Annotated in this window: 20 protein-coding genes; 3 read left to right on the plus strand and 17 right to left on the minus strand. The window is 29.5% G+C overall.

Annotation, left to right across the window (positions count from 1 at the left end):
- The first annotated feature begins 1 nt into the window (after position 1).
- Complete coding sequence (locus Q9968_RS02590) at positions 2-313, plus strand: RNase H family protein (protein WP_305513192.1); 312 nt, start codon at positions 2-4, stop codon at positions 311-313.
- A gap of 342 nt (positions 314-655) precedes the next feature.
- Here Q9968_RS02590 and Q9968_RS02595 read toward each other — a convergent pair whose 3' ends face one another.
- The 14 genes from Q9968_RS02595 to Q9968_RS02660 form a co-directional block, all read right to left on the minus strand.
- Entirely contained in the window at positions 656-1,087 is a 432-nt protein-coding gene (locus Q9968_RS02595; RefSeq protein ID WP_305513194.1) for an acetolactate synthase, read from the minus strand.
- 8 nt (positions 1,088-1,095) lie between these two features.
- Positions 1,096-2,367 carry a phenylacetate--CoA ligase family protein gene (locus Q9968_RS02600; protein ID WP_305513688.1) on the minus strand — a complete coding sequence of 424 codons (1,272 nt, stop codon included), beginning with the start codon at positions 2,365-2,367 and terminating at the stop codon, positions 1,096-1,098.
- Positions 2,368-3,235: 868 nt separating this feature from the next.
- On the minus strand, positions 3,236-3,721 hold the full coding sequence (locus Q9968_RS02605) for a hypothetical protein (protein ID WP_305513196.1): 486 nt from the start codon (positions 3,719-3,721) through the stop codon (positions 3,236-3,238).
- Positions 3,722-3,734: 13 nt separating this feature from the next.
- Complete coding sequence (gene npdG, locus Q9968_RS02610) at positions 3,735-4,418, minus strand: NADPH-dependent F420 reductase (RefSeq protein WP_305513198.1); 684 nt, start codon at positions 4,416-4,418, stop codon at positions 3,735-3,737.
- A gap of 9 nt (positions 4,419-4,427) precedes the next feature.
- Complete coding sequence (locus Q9968_RS02615) at positions 4,428-4,979, minus strand: DUF2284 domain-containing protein (protein WP_305513200.1); 552 nt, start codon at positions 4,977-4,979, stop codon at positions 4,428-4,430.
- Between the two features lie 220 nt (positions 4,980-5,199).
- The gene (locus tag Q9968_RS02620) at positions 5,200-5,430 is read right to left on the minus strand and encodes a hypothetical protein (protein WP_305513202.1); all 231 of its coding nucleotides are present in this window, start codon (positions 5,428-5,430) and stop codon (positions 5,200-5,202) included.
- Between the two features lie 107 nt (positions 5,431-5,537).
- On the minus strand, positions 5,538-6,890 hold the full coding sequence (gene cca, locus Q9968_RS02625) for a CCA tRNA nucleotidyltransferase (protein ID WP_305513203.1): 1,353 nt from the start codon (positions 6,888-6,890) through the stop codon (positions 5,538-5,540).
- Positions 6,891-6,894: 4 nt separating this feature from the next.
- On the minus strand, positions 6,895-7,452 hold the full coding sequence (thpR, locus tag Q9968_RS02630) for an RNA 2',3'-cyclic phosphodiesterase (RefSeq protein WP_305513205.1): 558 nt from the start codon (positions 7,450-7,452) through the stop codon (positions 6,895-6,897).
- A gap of 8 nt (positions 7,453-7,460) precedes the next feature.
- On the minus strand, positions 7,461-8,591 hold the full coding sequence (locus tag Q9968_RS02635) for a 3-dehydroquinate synthase II (protein ID WP_305513207.1): 1,131 nt from the start codon (positions 8,589-8,591) through the stop codon (positions 7,461-7,463).
- A gap of 9 nt (positions 8,592-8,600) precedes the next feature.
- Positions 8,601-9,392, minus strand: a complete 792-nt coding sequence (locus tag Q9968_RS02640) for a 2-amino-3,7-dideoxy-D-threo-hept-6-ulosonate synthase (protein WP_305513209.1) — start codon at positions 9,390-9,392, stop codon at positions 8,601-8,603.
- Between the two features lie 188 nt (positions 9,393-9,580).
- Positions 9,581-10,087, minus strand: a complete 507-nt coding sequence (locus Q9968_RS02645) for a class I SAM-dependent methyltransferase (protein WP_305513210.1) — start codon at positions 10,085-10,087, stop codon at positions 9,581-9,583.
- Positions 10,080-10,925, minus strand: coding sequence for a pantoate kinase (locus tag Q9968_RS02650; protein WP_305513212.1), 846 nt, complete (start codon positions 10,923-10,925; stop codon positions 10,080-10,082). The genes Q9968_RS02645 and Q9968_RS02650 overlap by 8 nt, the downstream gene beginning before the upstream one ends.
- A 63-nt stretch (positions 10,926-10,988) precedes the next feature.
- Positions 10,989-11,495: a flavodoxin gene (locus tag Q9968_RS02655; protein ID WP_305513214.1), complete on the minus strand. Its 507-nt coding sequence runs from the start codon at positions 11,493-11,495 to the stop codon at positions 10,989-10,991.
- Positions 11,496-11,792: 297 nt separating this feature from the next.
- The gene (locus Q9968_RS02660; protein WP_305513216.1) at positions 11,793-13,016 is read right to left on the minus strand and encodes an FprA family A-type flavoprotein; all 1,224 of its coding nucleotides are present in this window, start codon (positions 13,014-13,016) and stop codon (positions 11,793-11,795) included.
- 62 nt (positions 13,017-13,078) lie between these two features.
- Here Q9968_RS02660 and Q9968_RS02665 point away from each other — a divergent pair, with 62 nt between their 5' ends.
- Both Q9968_RS02665 and Q9968_RS02670 read left to right on the plus strand, forming a co-directional pair.
- A complete protein-coding gene (locus tag Q9968_RS02665) occupies positions 13,079-13,744 on the plus strand; it encodes a histidinol phosphate phosphatase domain-containing protein (RefSeq protein ID WP_305513217.1) in 666 nt (221 codons plus the stop codon).
- Positions 13,741-14,208, plus strand: coding sequence for a DUF2115 family protein (locus Q9968_RS02670; protein WP_305513219.1), 468 nt, complete (start codon positions 13,741-13,743; stop codon positions 14,206-14,208). The genes Q9968_RS02665 and Q9968_RS02670 overlap by 4 nt, the downstream gene beginning before the upstream one ends.
- Here Q9968_RS02670 and Q9968_RS02675 read toward each other — a convergent pair.
- The 3 genes from Q9968_RS02675 to Q9968_RS02685 all read right to left on the minus strand — a co-directional run bounded on the left by Q9968_RS02675 (position 14,189) and on the right by Q9968_RS02685 (position 18,371).
- Positions 14,189-15,160: a glycosyltransferase family 2 protein gene (locus tag Q9968_RS02675; RefSeq protein WP_305513220.1), complete on the minus strand. Its 972-nt coding sequence runs from the start codon at positions 15,158-15,160 to the stop codon at positions 14,189-14,191. The genes Q9968_RS02670 and Q9968_RS02675 overlap by 20 nt on opposite strands.
- A gap of 248 nt (positions 15,161-15,408) precedes the next feature.
- Positions 15,409-16,539, minus strand: a complete 1,131-nt coding sequence (locus tag Q9968_RS02680; RefSeq protein WP_305513222.1) for a glycosyltransferase — start codon at positions 16,537-16,539, stop codon at positions 15,409-15,411.
- 863 nt (positions 16,540-17,402) lie between these two features.
- A complete protein-coding gene (locus Q9968_RS02685) occupies positions 17,403-18,371 on the minus strand; it encodes a glycosyltransferase (RefSeq protein WP_305513224.1) in 969 nt (322 codons plus the stop codon).
- Between the last annotated feature and the right edge of the window lie 68 nt (positions 18,372-18,439).

Here is an 18,439-nt window from a genome sequence, read left to right on the forward strand (position 1 = left end):
TTTGGTCGAAATTTATTCTGATTCTTCATATTGTATAGATATTTTTACAAAATGGGCTGTAAACTGGCAGAAAAAGGGTTGGACGAAATCTGATAATAAACCTATTAAAAATTTAGAGATTATTAAAGAAATTTGGGATTTAATGGCAGATATTGGTTCTAATTTGACTTTTAAAAAAGTAAAAGGTCATTCTAATAATAAATTAAATAATATGGTCGATAAACTTGCTGTTGGAGCTAAAAAAATAGCGAAAAATACAGGAAAAACAATTGGTTATAATAAAAAACCAGATAAATTACTTGGAAATAAATAAAATTAATCTATAAAATTGGAATCAAGAGAATATGTTAAATTCCATTTTTTTTTAGATTTATATATCTTAATGAGCTTATATTTCAAATCCTCTAATATCGCAACAATCTTTTTGAGGGCATATACGAAGAATGGATGAAAAGCGTAATATCTCTAATAAAGGATATTCGACAAAATAAACTATTATGGAAGTACAAAACTTTAAAACAAAGAATCTACTCAATGATGCACTATAATAATATTTACAAAACAATCCAAGTATTTTAAATGAAGTCTAAAGGGGTTTGTTTTTCAATATTTTTTAAAAGAATAAGGAATTTTAAAAAAAGAAGAGGTATGAAGCTTATAATTTATAAACTTCTTGAGCCGGTACGATTTTAATGTTATTTTCCGTTAAAATGGAAATTAATTTATCAATATTATCAGCATGTAATAATAAAATGGCCTTATTGGATTTATCATGTGAAAATGCATAAAGGTATTCTAAATCAATTGAATTTTCTTTAATAATTTCCAGGATGCTGGCTAAACCTCCTGGTGCATCATTCATTTCAACTCCAATGATTTCAGTTATTTTAACTAAAAAGTTATTTTCTTCAAGAGCTTGTTTACCTTTTTCTGGATTGTCAACAACAAGTCTTAAAATTCCAAATTCAGAAGTATCTGCCATGCACATTGCTCTAATATTAACATTTGCAACAGTTAACACTTCTAAAGGTTTTGATAAACTTCCCATTTTATTTTGTAAAAATATTGATAATTGTTTGATTTTCATATTATCACCTAATGCAAGTTTCTTTTATCAATTACTCTTTTTGCTTTACCTTCAAATCTTGGTAAGGTTTTTGGTTCTACTAATGTTATTTTCATTCTGATTCCTGTTTCATTTTCTATCGATTTAGCGATTTTTGTTTGAATTGCCATCATTTCTTTAACACCATCAAAGAAAATATCTTTTGATGCTTCTACTTTAACTTCGATTTCATCTAATGTTTCAGGTCTTGTAACTATAATCATATAATGAGGCTCTGCATCACCAACTTTAAGCAATGCTTTTTCAATTTGTGATGGGAAAATAGCTACTCCTTTAACTTTAATCATATCGTCAGATCTGCCGGTAATTCTATTTATTCTTCCATGTGTTCTTCCACATCCACATTTTTCATAAGTAATTTTAGTTAAATCTTTAGTTCTAAATCTAATAACAGGCATTCCTTCACGTTCAAGATTAGTTAAAACTAATTCTCCAGGTTGATTTTCTCCTAAAACTTTTTCAGTGTTGGGATCAATAATTTCTGGATAGTAAATATCTTCCGCAACATGTAAACCTTCTTGTTGACTGCATTCTACTCCAACGCCAGGTCCCATGAGTTCAGTTAAACCATAGATGTTGTATGCTTTTGCACCGAAGAGTTCTTCTACTCTTTGCCTTATCTCTTCAGTCCATCCTTCAGCTCCAAATCCAATAGCTTTAATGCCTAGTTCTTTTGGGTCAATTCCATCTTCAAGGGCAACTTCAGCAAGGTGGATTCCATAGGATGGTGTAAAAATTAAACCTGTTGTTCCAAAATCGCTCATAATTTCAATTTGTCTGCGAGTTTGTCCTGTTGAAATTGGAATAATTGCTGCTCCGACCTTGTGTGAACCGTAGTGAACTCCAAAACCTCCGGTAAACATTCCATATCCGTGAGTATTTTGTAAAATATCATTTTCACCAATGCCCATCATGGTAAGTCCGCGAGCAATGGTTTCAGCCCAGGTATCTAAATCTTTTTCTGTGTAGCCTGAAACTACAGGTTTGCCGGTTGTACCTGAAGAGGAATGTAGTTCTTTAATTTCACTCATGTCTACTGCAAAAAGTCCAAATGGATAACTTTCCCTTAAATCATCTTTTGTTATATATGGTATTTTTTCAATATCTTTTAAAGTTTGAATATCTTCAGGATAAACTTCTGCTTCACTGTATTTCTTGTTATAGTATGGTATTTTTTCAAATGCTCTTTTTACAGTCGCTTTAAGTTTTTTTAATTGTAATTCTTCAAGATCCTGTCTAATATTTCTATTTGAATTTTTTAAATGTAATGCACTACCTCCAGAAGGAGATATTCCATTTTTAAATGTTATTCCTGATATATTTACATTATTTGCAGATACTGACCAAATACTATATCTATTTGTACCATCCATTATAACTTCTTCACCATTGTATGCTAAGATATTTACAGCTTTATTGATATCTATATTAATATTAGAATTAAAACTAAACCATTTATAATCATTATACGTTCCACCCATAAAGTAAATAGTATCTCCATTACTCGCCCTTTTTAATGCATATTCTAATGTAACAAAAGGATGATGAAATGAACCAAATTGAGGTTCAGGACGATCATGACCATTAAGACTAACATACCAAGTGTTTCCAACTCGAAGTATATCATCAATTGAAGATGCCCCTAAAATGTTGTTTTTATTTATAGTATTATAATTTGAAGAGGAATTATTAAAATATTCATGAGTATTTAAATTATCTTCACTATCAGCAAACATATTCTCACCAATAACACTCTCATTTTGTGGAAAATCGACATTTACACTTCCATCAGATGTTAAATTGTCACCTAATTCAACAGCAACAACAGAATTAATTGACATGAACACTATGAAAAGTACTGAAATAAACACTACGACCCTTTTGTTTTTATTCACATTTTCACCCCCTTTTATATCAATTCGTTTAAAATAGGATATTAATTTTATAATTTACATTATAAAAAAATATCAATATAATTTTTATTAACAAAATATATATGATTACCTAAATTAGGCTCATTGGCACTTTCAAAATATTAATTGATGAATTATTGAAATCACATAAAATTTTGAAAAAATCAGTTTACAGCAACATCATATTTCAATGAACTTAAAAATTACAAAAATTTATTTCATCAAAAATCTTCTGTAAGTATTTCTTTTTAAAAACAAACACTCTTTTATTAGCTAATTTTTTACTATTTGGTTGAGGAATTTTTTCATTTAACCTAGAAGCTCCTAAATACTTAGTATCTCCTTCAGTTAACAAATGAACTTCCCCATCATCAATAGCTTTTTTAATAATAGTATAATCATCAAAAAAAATATCAAAATCGTTACTTAAGTAATAAATTCCCGAATCAGCAATTATATTATCTTCGCCATACAAAACAATTAAAATAGCTTCACGATTAAATAATTGAGAAAAAGAAATTAAGTTAAAAAAGTCAATGTCGGCTATTTTAAATTTATCTTGAGGATAATGTCTACCGCAGTGTTTAGTTGAGTATTTTAATGGTGCAACAAAAAAAGTTATGGATTCATTCAAGGTGACTTCATTAATATTTTTACCAATGACTGCCTCAAATGAATTCATTTTAATCAAATTATTATCTATCTAAAGCTGGAATACCAGTAATTCTTAAACCACCATAATGAGATTTGTATTTAATGTTTAATCCAATTAACAATGGTGTAATTTTTTCAATAATTCTGGCTTTTTCCAACATTCCTGTATCAATTGTTTTAATTCCTGGGATTTTATCGATAATTTCAGCAGCTGTTGCTTTTGCTTCTGCATCATCACCTGCAATTAAACAGTCACAATCTATTTCTTCTGGGATATTTGAGAGGTGAGAGTTTGAAATATTACAGAATGCACAGATTACTTTTGCACCAGTTCCTTCTAAAAGTTTAGCTGTTCTTTCAGCAGCAGAACCTTCCATCAAATCAACAAATCTAAATGGTTTTCCACCAATTGCTGTTTCTAAAGGTACCGTCGCATCCATTACTATTTTATCTGTACAAAATTCTTTTATGCTTTCAACAGTTGGTTTTTGTGCAGCTAATGGTACTGTGAGTATTAAAATATCTCCTTCTTTTGCAGCATCTTCATTTGCCATACCAATCATGTTTAAATCATAGTCCGATAAATCCTCTTTTGCTTTTGCAACCACATCTAATGCTTTTTCTTCTTTTCTAGAACCTACAATCACATCAACACCAGCAATAGCTAATCTTTCTACAATTCCAAGACCTTGTGGCCCAGTTCCTCCAATTACACTTACCTTCATTTTAATCACCTATTTTTTATCATAAAGCAGGCCACCAACGAATATCAAATATTCAGGTAGCCTACCTTCATGAGCATAAATAATTTTATATCCAAAAATATCCTCAACAGTTTTATCTACGTCCCCTCCTAATGCCTCTATTGGATATCTCATTTTAAGAGGCATTTTACATTGCATTCCAAATTCTCTTGTGCATCTCATGCAAAGAGTACATTTTCCCAAAAATAAACCCATTGAATCCTCATCTTCTAAAGCATAAATATCATTCATTAATCTGACTTTAAATCGCTCAAATCTCTTTAAAACCATTTTTAATTGGTCATCAGTGAATGTGGCTTCAAGTTCATCAGCTGAAAATTCAATTTTAAAAGCAATTAATTTAAGTTTATTATATGAATGCCAAAGCTCATCTACATCAAAATCAAATGGAGGATAACTCCAATTATATCCAAGCATCTCTTGCTCTTCCATGCATAATTTTGAAAATTTTTCAAAATCCACATATTTTTCATAATACTCCTCAACATCCACATCGGCCATGAGCTTTTTTATCTCTGACATGATTATCTATCTCTACATTGAATATAATAAAACTTTCTATAATAGTTATTATGCAACGGGAATAATTTTTAAATTTAAATTAAGATTTATTGATTAGCAACTATTAATTAATAAAAATTATCCATTTATTACACGATTTATTCCAATTTTTTAGAATTGTACTTTAATGATTTATTAGTGTCATTAAGTGATTGCTTTAAAGTGGTTACAATTGCATTTCTTAGCTCATCACTAAAATCAATGCAGTTTCCTCCCTAAATTCACAGATTTTTGATATTTTATTATCTTCTAAATATTTAATATATTCCTCCCATTCGCTGGCTATTTCATCAATGAATATCTTAACATCAAGAATTTTATCATTTAATTCGTTTGCTTTTTTGAAAGCTTCTTTTTCAATGTCTTTTAAGTCATTTTCATTCCATTCATATAAATATGTTTTCTCAGCCATAATATCACTTTAGGTATGCATAAATAATAATTATAAATTAATAGTATATAAATCAAATATAAAAAATTAAATAAGTTAGTAATAATGATAGGTAAGTCCGGCTTACTTTACCGCACAATATATTGACCCGGATTTAGAAAATCATCTAAAAATTCCAAATCAACCTCATCAATATCAATAAACTCGTAAGTGTTTATAATATTATTTTTAAGGTTTTTGCCAACCTTTATCAACCCAATATGATCTTCTGTAAAAATATGAGAAATCAAATCTTTTGCATAGACAAATTCCCTTTTTTGAGTGTGAACTAAAAAATCGCCTTGAACATAGCAGTTTTCACGGCCATATTTTTTAGTGAAATTTTCACAAGCACGAGTAATAAAAACTTTTGGCCCAATATTGACTTTAACATTGTTTAGTCTAGAAGAAGCCATCTCTAAAAGAATTATGCAAGTTGTAAGCTCATCACTCCAGTAATCAGCTTTAAATACATTGAATTCCTCATGATTTAATTTCCTCTCCAGTGCCTGACAGGTTTTTCTAAGCTGAGGATGCAATGTATCCAGGGGAATATCTGGAATATTAAATCTGAATGCAATCAATTCGCCATTTCTAGATTTGAATTCATTTAAAATACCTTCCTTATTTAAAGATTTATTTAATGGATAGAAATAATCCTTTTTATTATCAGAAAATATATAATTTCTTGCCGATTGGATAAATTCAGCCATTTTGTCCAATCTTAAAGAAGCACCAACATTCCTATTCTTATCAGTTGGATCGATGACAATTAAATGATCCTTGAAATTACCAGAAGTTCCATAACCTTCTAAATCAATGCTTTGACCAAAACGCCATTTAATGGCTGCATTTAAACAGCTTTCAAAGTCCCCATAATGGATTATTAACAATTCACATAAATAACCTGCGAATCCTCCGACTTTAAACTCAGATCCATAAGTTCCAGTCATTGCCATGAAGCGTTTAAGTAATAAAACCTCATCTTCCTGAGATTTCTCCAAATGGTCTTTGACATAGAGAGTATGCAAAATGCTTCTATCAACCGCTGATTTAAGCTGATTGCCATTTTCAATTTTATAACATGGCACAATATCAACTTCACAATCCTCAATGCAGGTTGTAACATAAGGATGTGAAGCAAAATGATGATTTGGACGAGTATTGAAATAATCACAGCATTTATGTGCTAAATCAAGACCTGTTTCTTTTAAATATTTCTTATCAGCACCCAATGGAAAGGCTATGAAAATATCAATGTCAGATTTACCTTTAAGAGCAGTATTTTTAGCAACGGATCCTACAAGAGTTACTTTTGCATCAATACCTTCCCTATCACATATATCCTGTATGAAATTCATTATTTTCAATGATACATTATTAATATGTTGTTTTTCATCAACTGTTGGCTTAATATCTTTCAGAATATCATCATAATCCATATAATCACAATTCAAATATTTCCATATCTTCATATATCGGTCCAGAGGGTGTTAATGTGGATTTTTTAAAAGAAATGTGTGTCACTTCCATCTCACCAATTTCAAAATCCCCATACTTTTCAATGATTGATTTGACCTTATTTTTATTTTTAGAAGATTTCATTCGCCCAATTGTTAGGTGTGTTGAGAATTTTTTATCCTTTTGAAAACCTAATTTGGCAAATTCCTTATCTAATGCATCATGCAAATTCTTTAAAAGAGCATCCTCTTCTATTCCAACCCAGATAACTTTTATATGATTATTGTTTGGAAAAGCTCGGCAACCTGAGATTTTAATTTTAAATGGTCTAAATTCACTAACCACATTTGATATTGCATTATTAATCAGCTCCAATCCATCTGTATCAATATCGCCGAAGAATTTTAAGGTCAAATGTAGGTTAGTTAACTCCACATATTTAATTTTTGCATCAACAGATTTAAATTCCCTGATGATTTTATTTATTTTTGGTTTTAAATCATCACATAAATCAATTGCAAGAAATGCTCTTACTTGGGACATTGAAACACCTACTGTTCTATAATTGTCTCATCAATAGCAATTCCAAAGTGACGTGCACTTACATCAATGAATACTTTTACCTTGTCCCCTGCTTTTACATCTGCTACTGATAGTGGACGGTTATCCTCACCAACAATCCTGATTGTTTCTGCATTCTGAAGCAAAGTTCTGATAACCTGACCTTCACATTCCGCTTCGATTAAAATTAATGGTCGTCTTTCAATTTTGCTTCTTCCAACATAAGCGGTTCTAGACTCCCCTTCTGTATTGACTATTAGAACCTCGTCACCTGCAACAAGTTCAGATAGATATCTTGTTTTATTTCCAGGCACCATTACATATGCCTGAACAGGTCCCGCATTTACTCTAAATGGACGTGACGCTACATATTCACTTTCTAAACTTTCAGAGTGAACTAAAAATAAAGATTTTGAATATGAACCAATCAACATTCCCTCTCCAGGTTTCATCATGTCTGTTGTATCGACACAAACCCTGTCTCCTGAACCTAAAGGTTTGACATTGGTTACTGTTGCAACTGTAAGCTCATATCTTTCCTGTGATAATTTAATAACCTCTTCGGCTATTTTTTTGGTATTGTTAAAGTCAGATGCTTCAAATATTACTCCATCAGTACCATGTTCCAATGTTTCTAAAGCCACTTTAGCACCCTCACTATCACGTACTGCAGCAATAATTTTAACATCATCTTTTTGCAAATCAGCAATGATGTTTTCAAGTGGAATAATAGTCCAATCAGTACCAACAAGGATTATATAATCTACAATTGAACCTAATTTAACAGCCAGTTGTTCATGTGCTTTATCCGTTATGATTATATATGCACATACTGTTTTTCCTTCGCTTTTTGCCTTTTTTGCATCAGCAATATCAATGGAATCAGTGAAATCTTCACTTAGCCTTAAAACTCCATCACCTTCACCATTAATTCCAACTAAATAGATATCGGCATCATCATTATTGGCAATTATTTTAACGTTACCTAATTTTTTAATGTTTTTACCATCATCTAAGTCAAGAACATGATCTATGCCCGATTCTAATGCTGCAGTAATCATCTCTTTTTTATCATCCCATAATTCATCAGGAGTTGAAATCCAAGCGAATTTGTTTTGCATATTACTCACCTAATCTAAGAATTTTAAAGCATCTTCAACATCAAGATCATTGTGAACAACTTCGGCTATTGCTCTTGTAATTTTTCCAGGGTTTGCTGCTTGGAAAAGATTACGTCCAAATGCAACACCTGCTCCACCAACTTCAAGAGAATCTTTAACCATATTTAACAAATCTTCATCAGTATCTACTTTAGGACCACCTGCAATAACTACCGGTACAATTGCTCCTTCAACTACTTTCTTAAAACTATCGGGATCTCCTGTGTAGTTGGTTTTTACAATATCCACTCCAAGTTCAGAACCAACACGTGCAGCGTGTTTTACAAACTCCACATCATGTTCATTTTCAACTTTTTGACCTCGAGGGTACATCATGGCAAGTAAAGGCATTCCCCAAAAATCACAAGTTTCAGCAATTTGACCTAATTCTTGTAACATTTGACTTTCAGTTTCAGAACCTAAGTTTACATGAACTGATACTGCATCTGCACCAAGTTGAATTGCTTTTTCAACACTGGTGACAGTTACTTTATCATTTGGATCCGGTGCAAGGGAAGTGCTTGCTGATAAATGAACGATTAATCCTATATCTTTACCGTACCCTCTGTGACCCTGTTGTACAATTCCTTTGTGCATCAAAATTGCATCGGCTCCTCCTTGGGAGATACTTTCAACCGTGTCATCTATATCAATGATTCCTGGAATTGGACCACTTGATACACCATGATCCATTGGCGCTATAACAGTTCTTCCAGTGTTTCTGTTAATGATTCTTTCTAAACGAATCTTTTTACCTATCATTTTAATACCTCTAGTCATATTCTCTATTTAATGATATATAATATTTTTTAACAAAAATACATCCTTTTATTGATTAATTTAAATAAGCAATTAAAATCAATGAATAATTATTAAACAAGTTATATTTTAATTTATAAATTTGTTTTAAACTTCCAAAGATTAAGAAAGTATTATACAATTAGTACAACTTATAGTGAAGAAGTCCATAAACTAAACTCTTTTATTTGAGATGGAATTCCCGAATCATGGTAGGACTTTAAATAGCCCCTTTCACTAATGTAATTTTCCCCACTGCCTAAAGCGGAATTGGCAAATTCCAATATTCCACGATTTCTAATTAGCGTATGAGCAGGTTTAAATGTTGATGACCATATGTAAAATACTTTAAAAACAGTATCAGGATGATATCCCCCACCCAAATCAATTGCCAAAACATCACATGACTGAGTGATCTTAAAAACTTCACTTAACACCTCATGCAATCTTACATCTCCGGTTATAAATTTAACATCAAGTTTACTCATTTCACTTTCTGCTTCAGGTGAATTATCTACAGCTATTACATTGCAAGAATTTGAAATTAATTTTGTTGAACCGCCTATATGACATCCTAATTCAATTACAACATCATCAGGTTTAACTATTTCAAGCAAGTCCTTGCGGTAATTTTTAACATCATAACTTAATTTAATCATAACTAATCCCAATATTGTTAATTTTATCAATATGTAAATTTTCAACTTCTAAATTTTTGAAATCATCTTCATTTTCTGCAACTGCAAATACAGTATTTCCAAGCATGGCCATGGAACTGCCTAAAATATCAGAGATAGAATTAAAATAATCAACCAAACCTTTAACTTCATCTGACATTAATTCTGTTTCATAGGAGAATTTATTTGAAAAATCTAAAAAATTTCTCAAACTAGACTTTTCTTCAAAATATTCAAGATATTTCAACCCCACATCAGATATTACCTGTTTTTGATAAGAGTCTTGAATAATGCTTGAAGTTTCAATCCCTCCAAAACTTTTCCATGCAATATAGGCATCTTGTTTAAATGATTTTATCCTGCCAATGCCTGGAGCACCTGATTCAACTCTTAAAACCATACCCTGACCAGTTTGAGCTATTACATCACCTAAACCACCACCAAGATTCACTTCAGTCATATGAGCAATTTGACCGCATAAATCAAGTGAATAACCTAAATCTAAAAATTCATTTAATGATAATGTTAAACTTAAAGCTGAAGCGGCTGAAGTTCCAAAACCAGCACCAATAGGCAATTGAATGTCTTGTGTGATTTTAAAATCATCATCAATTTCTAAAATCTTTAAAACCTCATCAATTACTGTATAATCTCCCCGATTAACACTGATTTCAAATCTGTTTGATGGCGAAACAGTTGTTTTAACACCTCGTGAAAGTAAAAAGCCAGCACCGCAAGATCCCTTTTTTAGGGAAATATCATGGTCTTCAATAGTGAAAAAGCCAGTAATATGGCCAGGTACGAAAACTGAATTTGACATAATATATAATTTGTTTTTTTGTTAATTAAAATTTTTGACAAACCCAACATGCTTCTTAAGGCATTATTCCATAATCCATAATTTTACAGTATTTTTAGAATTGGCCACATTCACCCCTGCAATTGATAAACCATTTTTAATTTCAGCTCCACTGCATAAATTGTTTAAGTCTTTTTGTGATGAAGCAAAACCAGATCCCTCATGAGTTACAAAAGGTTTCACAACTTTGCCTGTGAAATCAAGTCTTTCTAATTGAGTAAACATTGGCATTGGAAGTGTTCCCCACCAATTTGGAAAACCAATATAAATTTTATCGTATGCATCAATATTATCTAAAGGATTCTTAATTTTAGGTCTTAAGTTATCATTTTGTTCTTTTTTAGCAGCATCAATACATTCCATATAATCATCAGGATAATCGTTTACAGGTTCAACTTTAAATAACTCAGCATTATCAATTTCCTGTATAAATTCTGCTATTACTTCAGTGTTTCCTTTTTCAATGTTTTTAAGTTTGCCACCAAAGTAGTTTTCACCATTTCTTGAAAAATAGATTACTAAACTGGACATGATATTAACTCCATTAGTCAATATTTATATAAATATTGTATTTTAATATTGTGATTTGCAACAATTAAAATTTAAAAAATAATATTACAGTTACGACAGTAACAAAATAAATACAATAACCAACATAGTCGAAATATGGTTATTTAGTGTTCAAAATAAATTATAATTTCCAAAATTGATTTAATTATGAATTGTTTAAATAAGGAACCGTATAATTTTATTTAAATAGATTATATGAAATTCTGAAACTTTGACTCATATTCAATCCCAATAAATAAAAAAAGAAGAATAATTAAATTATTCTTTAATAGAACGTGCTAATGCAGCGCCCTTTTCGAATGCTTCAGCAAGAACCTCTTCATCAGGTACAAATAAAACATCCATAGTATCAGTAACTGTAAAACCAGCTTCTTCTAAATCTCTTTGAAGTTTGGCAACAGCACCTCCACCCCATCCTTTAGATGAAAAGATTAAAGCATTTTTCTCACTACCAGTTCCTTTAAAGTTAACACAATCCAACCAATAGACCATATTACCAATTCTTGGGAATGGCTTATTCATCATGGTTGGAGCACCGATAGCTATAGCCTTACTATCTAAAATATCAGTTATTGCATCATCAGGGCCGTCTTCTTGCATGAAGTACATTTCTACTTCTACACCTTCACTCATAATGCCTTCAGCGATTTGATATGCTAATTTTTCAGTTGAATGGTGCATAGTATCATAAATAACAGTGATTTTATCTTTACATACACCAGATGCCCATTCAGAATATTTCTCTACAACAGGACCAGGATTAGTCCAAATTTGTCCATGACATGGTGCAATCATTTTAATTTGTTCAAGTATACCATTATCAGTTAACTCCTGTAATTTCATTCTAAGCATTGGTGATCCAAGAGTTACTAAATTAGCATAGTACTTTTGAGCTTCTTTAAGTAAGTAATCAACTGAGTAATCACTGTCAAACCTTTTGGATTGGCATACATGTTGACCAAATGCATCATTTGAGAACAATATTCCATCTTCAGCTAAAAAAGTAAACATACTATCCGGCCAGTGTAGCATTTGTGCTGAAATGAATTTTAAAGTTCTGCCTCCTATATCAATTTCATCACCAGTTGCTACAGGAATTAATTCTAAATCAGAAAAGTTATGATATTGTGCTTCTAAAAAGTTAATGCAATTTTGAGATGCGTAAATTTCAGCATCAGGATTATATTTGTCAATAGTATCTCTTAAATAAGTGGAATGATCCATTTCAGAGTGGTTCTGTACAAATACGTCTATTTTAATTTCTTTGCCTTCCTGTGCAAATGCATCTTCAATTCTTGCATCTAATTGATCTTGTAATCCCCTATAGGTATTGTCAATCAATACATTTTTTTCTTCTCCAAATACCAAATATGCATTGTATGTGGTGCCTGGAATGCCATATCCATGGAAAGTTCTGCTATTCCAGTGGATAACACCTACCCAATATACTCCTTCTGCAATTTTTACTGCGTTAGCTTTCATGTTATATCTCCAATAATATAATTTATATAACTATATATTAAACATGTTATATAAATTATTACATGAAAAAAAGAATAGATTTACATATGCATAGTTTATTTAGTGATGGGGAACTCCTGCCCTCAGAACTTGCAAGAAGAGCTTTAAAACTTAACCATGAAGTGATTGCTATTACTGATCATGTTGACTGGTCAAATGTTGATACAATCCCTGCAATTCAAGATGCGATTGATGATATTAATTCAAAATGGGACATAACCGTGGTATTAGGTGCTGAAGTTACTCATGCCCCTTGTGAGTCAATAGATGGAATAGCTAAAAGAGCAAAAGACTTAGGTGCGAAAATTGTTGTTGTTCACGGTGAAACATTAAATGAACCTGTTACACCTGGAACAAATAGGGCTGCAGTTGAATCTGAATATGTTGACATTTTAGGTCATCCTGGATTAATTACCCGAGAAGAAGCTGAAATTGCACTTAAAAACAATGTCTATTTAGAAATTTCCGCTCGTAAAGGTCATTGCCTTGGAAACGGCCATGTTGCAAATATGGCACGTGAAGTTGGAAATAAATTAGTTGTTGATACAGACACTCATGCACCAGGTGATTTGATAACATTTGAAAAATCATATGAAATAGCATTAGGCGCTGGTTTAAGTCATGAAGAAGCAATGAAGGCACTTGTTGATAATCCCCGTGAACTTTTAAAAAGCAAAGGCATTTTATGAAAGCATCTAAACTTTTAAAAATCATAAAAGAGGATTTGAAAGACTATCCTATTGATTATTTAAAAAACAAGGCAACAGACCCAAGATATAAAGACCCATTAACTAAAAAACTTGCAAAGTATAACTCCAATGTATATGACAATATATATGACACAGAAATTTTAGATGATTTTGAAATAAAAGATGCAGTGATAAAAAACATGCGCTCAGATATTGGGTTTTATTTTAACAGATATGGTGATGGAGAAAGTGAAACTAAACGATTCACCGAAAACATATCTCTTTATTTAGCATTTATTGTGAAAAAACCTCTTCATCCTTTCACAGATGATAAACGCGACGAAGTGTATTATCAAAATGGGAAATATTTCTGCAAAACTCGAATGACCGCTATTCATGATGAAAAATCACTTTGCAGATATTGTGTATGTAAAAATGTTGGATTTACTGGGATGTTTTTTTAAACTCCTCATAATCTCTTGCATTAATTACGTCTAAAAAAAACTTCCTTTTTACAGGTCCAAGCTCAACTAAAAAGTCATCATAATATTTTGTTGATTTAATTTCTGCGTAGTCTTTTTTTATTAAATCGAACATGTGTTTTTTGTGTTTAAATGGCATGTCCCTCAAAGCAAAACGGGGACCGTTTATTTTATAGGCAAGCAAATCATATTTGTAGCGTTCATACCATCCATTCTGAATAAACATGCCCATCAATATTTGGCCAGCCCTAACCGTGTCGAAGAATTTTTCATCTACACGATTAGTAATTGAATCTGGATGTTTTCTTCTAACATACAACTTCTTTTTAACAATTGAAATTTTACTAGCCTTAAGGAAAACATAATAAAAAAATGGCATGTCTTCAAAAAATATGCCTTCTGGAAATTGCGCATCAATATTTTTTAGAAATTCATGATTGTAGATTTTTTGACAAACACCAACTGACAGGTCGAAAATAGAACCTGGAGTTTCTTGAGGTGTGAAAACTCTATTTTCAAAAGAATCATCAAATGTTTTCATCTCAAACCAATCATTTTCATAGTATCTCTCTCCATCAAAGTTTATCATTTGGAAAAATGTTAAATCAGCACTGAATTTTGTAATTTCCCCATATGCAACTTCTAAAGCATCACTAGTGAAAAAATCATCACTGTCAAGAAACATTATATACTCTCCACTGGCGATTTTTAAAGCTTTGTTTCTGGAAGCTCCAGGACCCTGATTAACTTGATTAATGAATTTAATCCTGTTGTCTCTAAATTCATTAATAATATTTAACGAATCATCAGTTGATCCATCGTTAACAATTATTAACTCGAAATTCGTAAATGTTTGGTTTAAAACACTTTCAATAGCTTTCCTAATATATTTTTCACCATTGAAAACAGGAAGTATTACTGAAATTTTATTCATAGTAATTGTTTATTTATTGAAATATATAAAAAATAACCTTGTAGAAACCAGTAAAATTTTAGGACACTTTAAAGAACTTTGTTGATTTTAAGATTATTCTGTTTTAAAATTTATTTTTAGTCTTACATGAATATTATTTATTTTATATCTAAACCATCCATTTGTCGATTTAACAGTTTTAATTTCATTTTTAGTTTTATGTTATTTTCTGTTAAATTTTTATTTTTTCTTTTAAAGAATCATTTTCATTATCTAAATTTTTCTTTTTGTTCAGCTAGTATTTCGATTTTACTTTTTAAATAATTATTTTCTTCAATTAATATGTTATTTTTATTTTTCAATTCTGAATTTTTAACATTCCATTTTTTATTATTTAATTCATATTTAATTAAATAAATCAAATTTTCTAACTTCCCACTTATTAAAAGATCATATTTAAGTTTAAGTAAATCATCTAAATCATCAAATGCCTCAATATCCATATTTTTTATAACAGGCATAATTTTATTTATAACTATATTAATTATTTCTTTATCTATGAAAGGCAATTGATTAATAATATGTCTATAATCAATTTTTAATAATTTATTATTGAATTCATTAATTAATATTCCATATTTTTCTGATGAATATAGCATATCAAATATTGAGTGGATAATAAATAATCTATCAGCAATATTAGTTGTATCATCATAACTTTGTGTGATGGATTTATTCTCCTTATTTAATCTAACTCTCCAGTAATAATTTACATATGGATAAACACCAACATAATCTGTTGCAAAGAACAATTCCATTGAGAATAATACATCTTCATATACTCTATCTTCAACAAATCTAATTTCATTATCATCTAAAAAAGTTTTTCTGATGAATTTGGAAGTAACCGTTGTGTTATAAATAAATTCATTATTCTTTAAAATATTTGTAGAAGTTATTATATGATCAGATACTGAAATACTGTGTAATTCACTTGACCAAACTTTACCGTCATCATTAAATCTAAAAGCATTAAAAAGTATACAATCTTGATCATTCGTTTTAGCAAAATTATATAATTTTTCACATGCATCCAAATCCATTTTATCATCAGAATCAACAAAAGACAAATATTCTCCATTTGCATTATCTAAACCATTATTCCTAGTTATTGATACTCCTTTGTTTTCATCATTTTCAATTATCTTAATTCTCTTATCCTTTTCACTATATTCTTTAAGTATATCCAGTGAATTATCAGATGACTTATCATCGATGCAAATTACTTCTATATTTTTTAGTGATTGATTTAAAATACTGTCTAAGCACTCCCGCAGATAATTTTCCGTATTATATACTGGAACAATAATACTTACAAAAGGTTTCTTATTTTCACACATAAAAATCAACCCACTAATTTTTTAACAATGAAAATCTCATTATCTTTTTCAAAATCTTTATTTTAAATTTATCGCCATGGATTATTTCATTAGTGAAGTTTTCAAAATGTCTAGACTTTAATTTGAATCTATTTTTATTAATTTCTATATATAGGTTATATAAAACATTTTCATCTAATGAAAATTTCCATTTAAGTTCAAAATCATTACATGACTGACTATCATTATTAATAAAATATACCCGTTCAATTTTCTTTTTATAATCAATAGATATTTTATAGTTTATACTGTCATATTTTTTAGGAATTATTTTTAACCTATCTTTTTTAATGTCTAACTCAAAAATATTTTTAACATCTGCATTTATAAATGATAAGTTGTTAAACTTTAAAAAAACTAAACATTATCATTCTGATTTATAACATCTTCATCTAATTTTTTTGTAAAATTCTTTTATTTATTCTGAAATCTTCTTTTTTTCCATTATATTTAAATTCTAAAAATACATCGTAACTATTAATATTATCAATTTCTTTAATAGGTATTTTAACATTGAATTTATTCTTTTCAACTCGTTTTAAATTAAATTTATAGGTATTCCTATCTTTTGATTCATATATTTTTTAGTTAAACCTTCAAATATAACGTTAGATTCATCTATTTCCAGATTATTTGGTAAGGAAATATCATCCATATAAATATATTTCGAATCAACTTTTATATCACTTATATTAATAAAATTATTATGAATATTATTGATTTCGAATATTTTATCTGGGATATTATATTTTGGATTCCTAAAGTATTCTAAATCCCAATATACTTACCATTTTCAACAAAAGTATCTTTTAAAGTGGTAGAATTTAATAAAAATTTTTTAAATTATCAAATTCCTCATTTAGAATAAAATAAGCACATAAATTATAAACAATATTAATATATTCATTATCATAAATATCTTCAATATTGCTCAATATTTCATATAATTCATTTAAATATATTTTTTCATAAGATGAATTTTTTAAAATCCCAGTAATAGGGAAAAAAAACCTCTCAAGATACAGTTTAATAACCCTATTAAAAAGTTCATCATCGTCACTAAAATAATCCCTCAAAACATAAAAATTATCCATCCTATCTTTTAAATTATATAAATCCAAAATATTTCTTGTAATTGAAGTATTTTTACGACGAGAACGCCAATAATAAACAAGATCTGTAATTAAAGTTATTTTATCTGCTTTGAGATATGCTTTAAAAACAAATGGGGCATCAGCATACAATTTTCCAGGAATCATGTAAATATCGTTTTTTTCAATAAACTCTTTTTTGTAAATTTTATTCCAATAAAAAACATCATAAAAAATATCCAAATCTTTTTTAACATCAACAACTCTTTCTTCATCCCACAGGTCATGCCTTGCACCTACCAGATTAAATAAATAATTACCTGAATATACATAAGGTTTTCCACTTACTATATCTGAATTTGTTTGTTTAGCTTTATTATACATTTTTTCATAAGCATCCCTAACAACAATATCATCTGAATCAATTAAAGTTACATATTCTCCTTTAGCTACTTTAAGACCATTATTGCCTGCAACAGCACCACCTTGATTTTTTTGATTCATAATTTTAATATTATCATATTTTCTAGCATATTTTTTAAGAATATTTAAACTATTATCTGTACTTTCATCATTAACGCAAATTATCTCAATATTATCTAATGTTTGATTAATAAGTGAATCTAAACACTCTTCAAGATAATCCTCAGTATTATAAACTAAAACCACTACAGATAATTTATATTCAAATTCATTCAACATTAAATACATCCCCTATATATTCACATTTTCCAATCTATTAATGATTCGATAACATCTAAATCAAACAA

Source organism: Methanobrevibacter sp. V14, assembly GCF_963082475.1.
In the GTDB taxonomy this organism is placed as follows: domain Archaea; phylum Methanobacteriota; class Methanobacteria; order Methanobacteriales; family Methanobacteriaceae; genus Methanocatella.

Coding starts and splice junctions, on each gene's coding strand:
- Q9968_RS02595 (WP_305513194.1), bottom strand. CDS start 1,087: ATGAAAATCAAACAATTATCAATATTTTTACAAAATAAAATGGGAAGT.
- Q9968_RS02605 (WP_305513196.1), bottom strand. CDS start 3,721: ATGAATTCATTTGAGGCAGTCATTGGTAAAAATATTAATGAAGTCACC.
- npdG (WP_305513198.1), bottom strand. CDS start 4,418: ATGAAGGTAAGTGTAATTGGAGGAACTGGGCCACAAGGTCTTGGAATT.
- Q9968_RS02615 (WP_305513200.1), bottom strand. CDS start 4,979: ATGTCAGAGATAAAAAAGCTCATGGCCGATGTGGATGTTGAGGAGTAT.
- Q9968_RS02620 (WP_305513202.1), bottom strand. CDS start 5,430: ATGGCTGAGAAAACATATTTATATGAATGGAATGAAAATGACTTAAAA.
- cca (WP_305513203.1), bottom strand. CDS start 6,890: ATGGATTATGATGATATTCTGAAAGATATTAAGCCAACAGTTGATGAA.
- thpR (WP_305513205.1), bottom strand. CDS start 7,452: ATGTCCCAAGTAAGAGCATTTCTTGCAATTGATTTATGTGATGATTTA.
- Q9968_RS02635 (WP_305513207.1), bottom strand. CDS start 8,591: ATGCAAAACAAATTCGCTTGGATTTCAACTCCTGATGAATTATGGGAT.
- Q9968_RS02640 (WP_305513209.1), bottom strand. CDS start 9,392: ATGATAGGTAAAAAGATTCGTTTAGAAAGAATCATTAACAGAAACACT.
- Q9968_RS02645 (WP_305513210.1), bottom strand. CDS start 10,087: ATGATTAAATTAAGTTATGATGTTAAAAATTACCGCAAGGACTTGCTT.
- Q9968_RS02650 (WP_305513212.1), bottom strand. CDS start 10,925: ATGTCAAATTCAGTTTTCGTACCTGGCCATATTACTGGCTTTTTCACT.
- Q9968_RS02655 (WP_305513214.1), bottom strand. CDS start 11,495: ATGTCCAGTTTAGTAATCTATTTTTCAAGAAATGGTGAAAACTACTTT.
- Q9968_RS02660 (WP_305513216.1), bottom strand. CDS start 13,016: ATGAAAGCTAACGCAGTAAAAATTGCAGAAGGAGTATATTGGGTAGGT.
- Q9968_RS02665 (WP_305513217.1), top strand. CDS start 13,079: ATGAAAAAAAGAATAGATTTACATATGCATAGTTTATTTAGTGATGGG.
- Q9968_RS02670 (WP_305513219.1), top strand. CDS start 13,741: ATGAAAGCATCTAAACTTTTAAAAATCATAAAAGAGGATTTGAAAGAC.
- Q9968_RS02675 (WP_305513220.1), bottom strand. CDS start 15,160: ATGAATAAAATTTCAGTAATACTTCCTGTTTTCAATGGTGAAAAATAT.
- Q9968_RS02680 (WP_305513222.1), bottom strand. CDS start 16,539: ATGTGTGAAAATAAGAAACCTTTTGTAAGTATTATTGTTCCAGTATAT.
- Q9968_RS02685 (WP_305513224.1), bottom strand. CDS start 18,371: ATGTTGAATGAATTTGAATATAAATTATCTGTAGTGGTTTTAGTTTAT.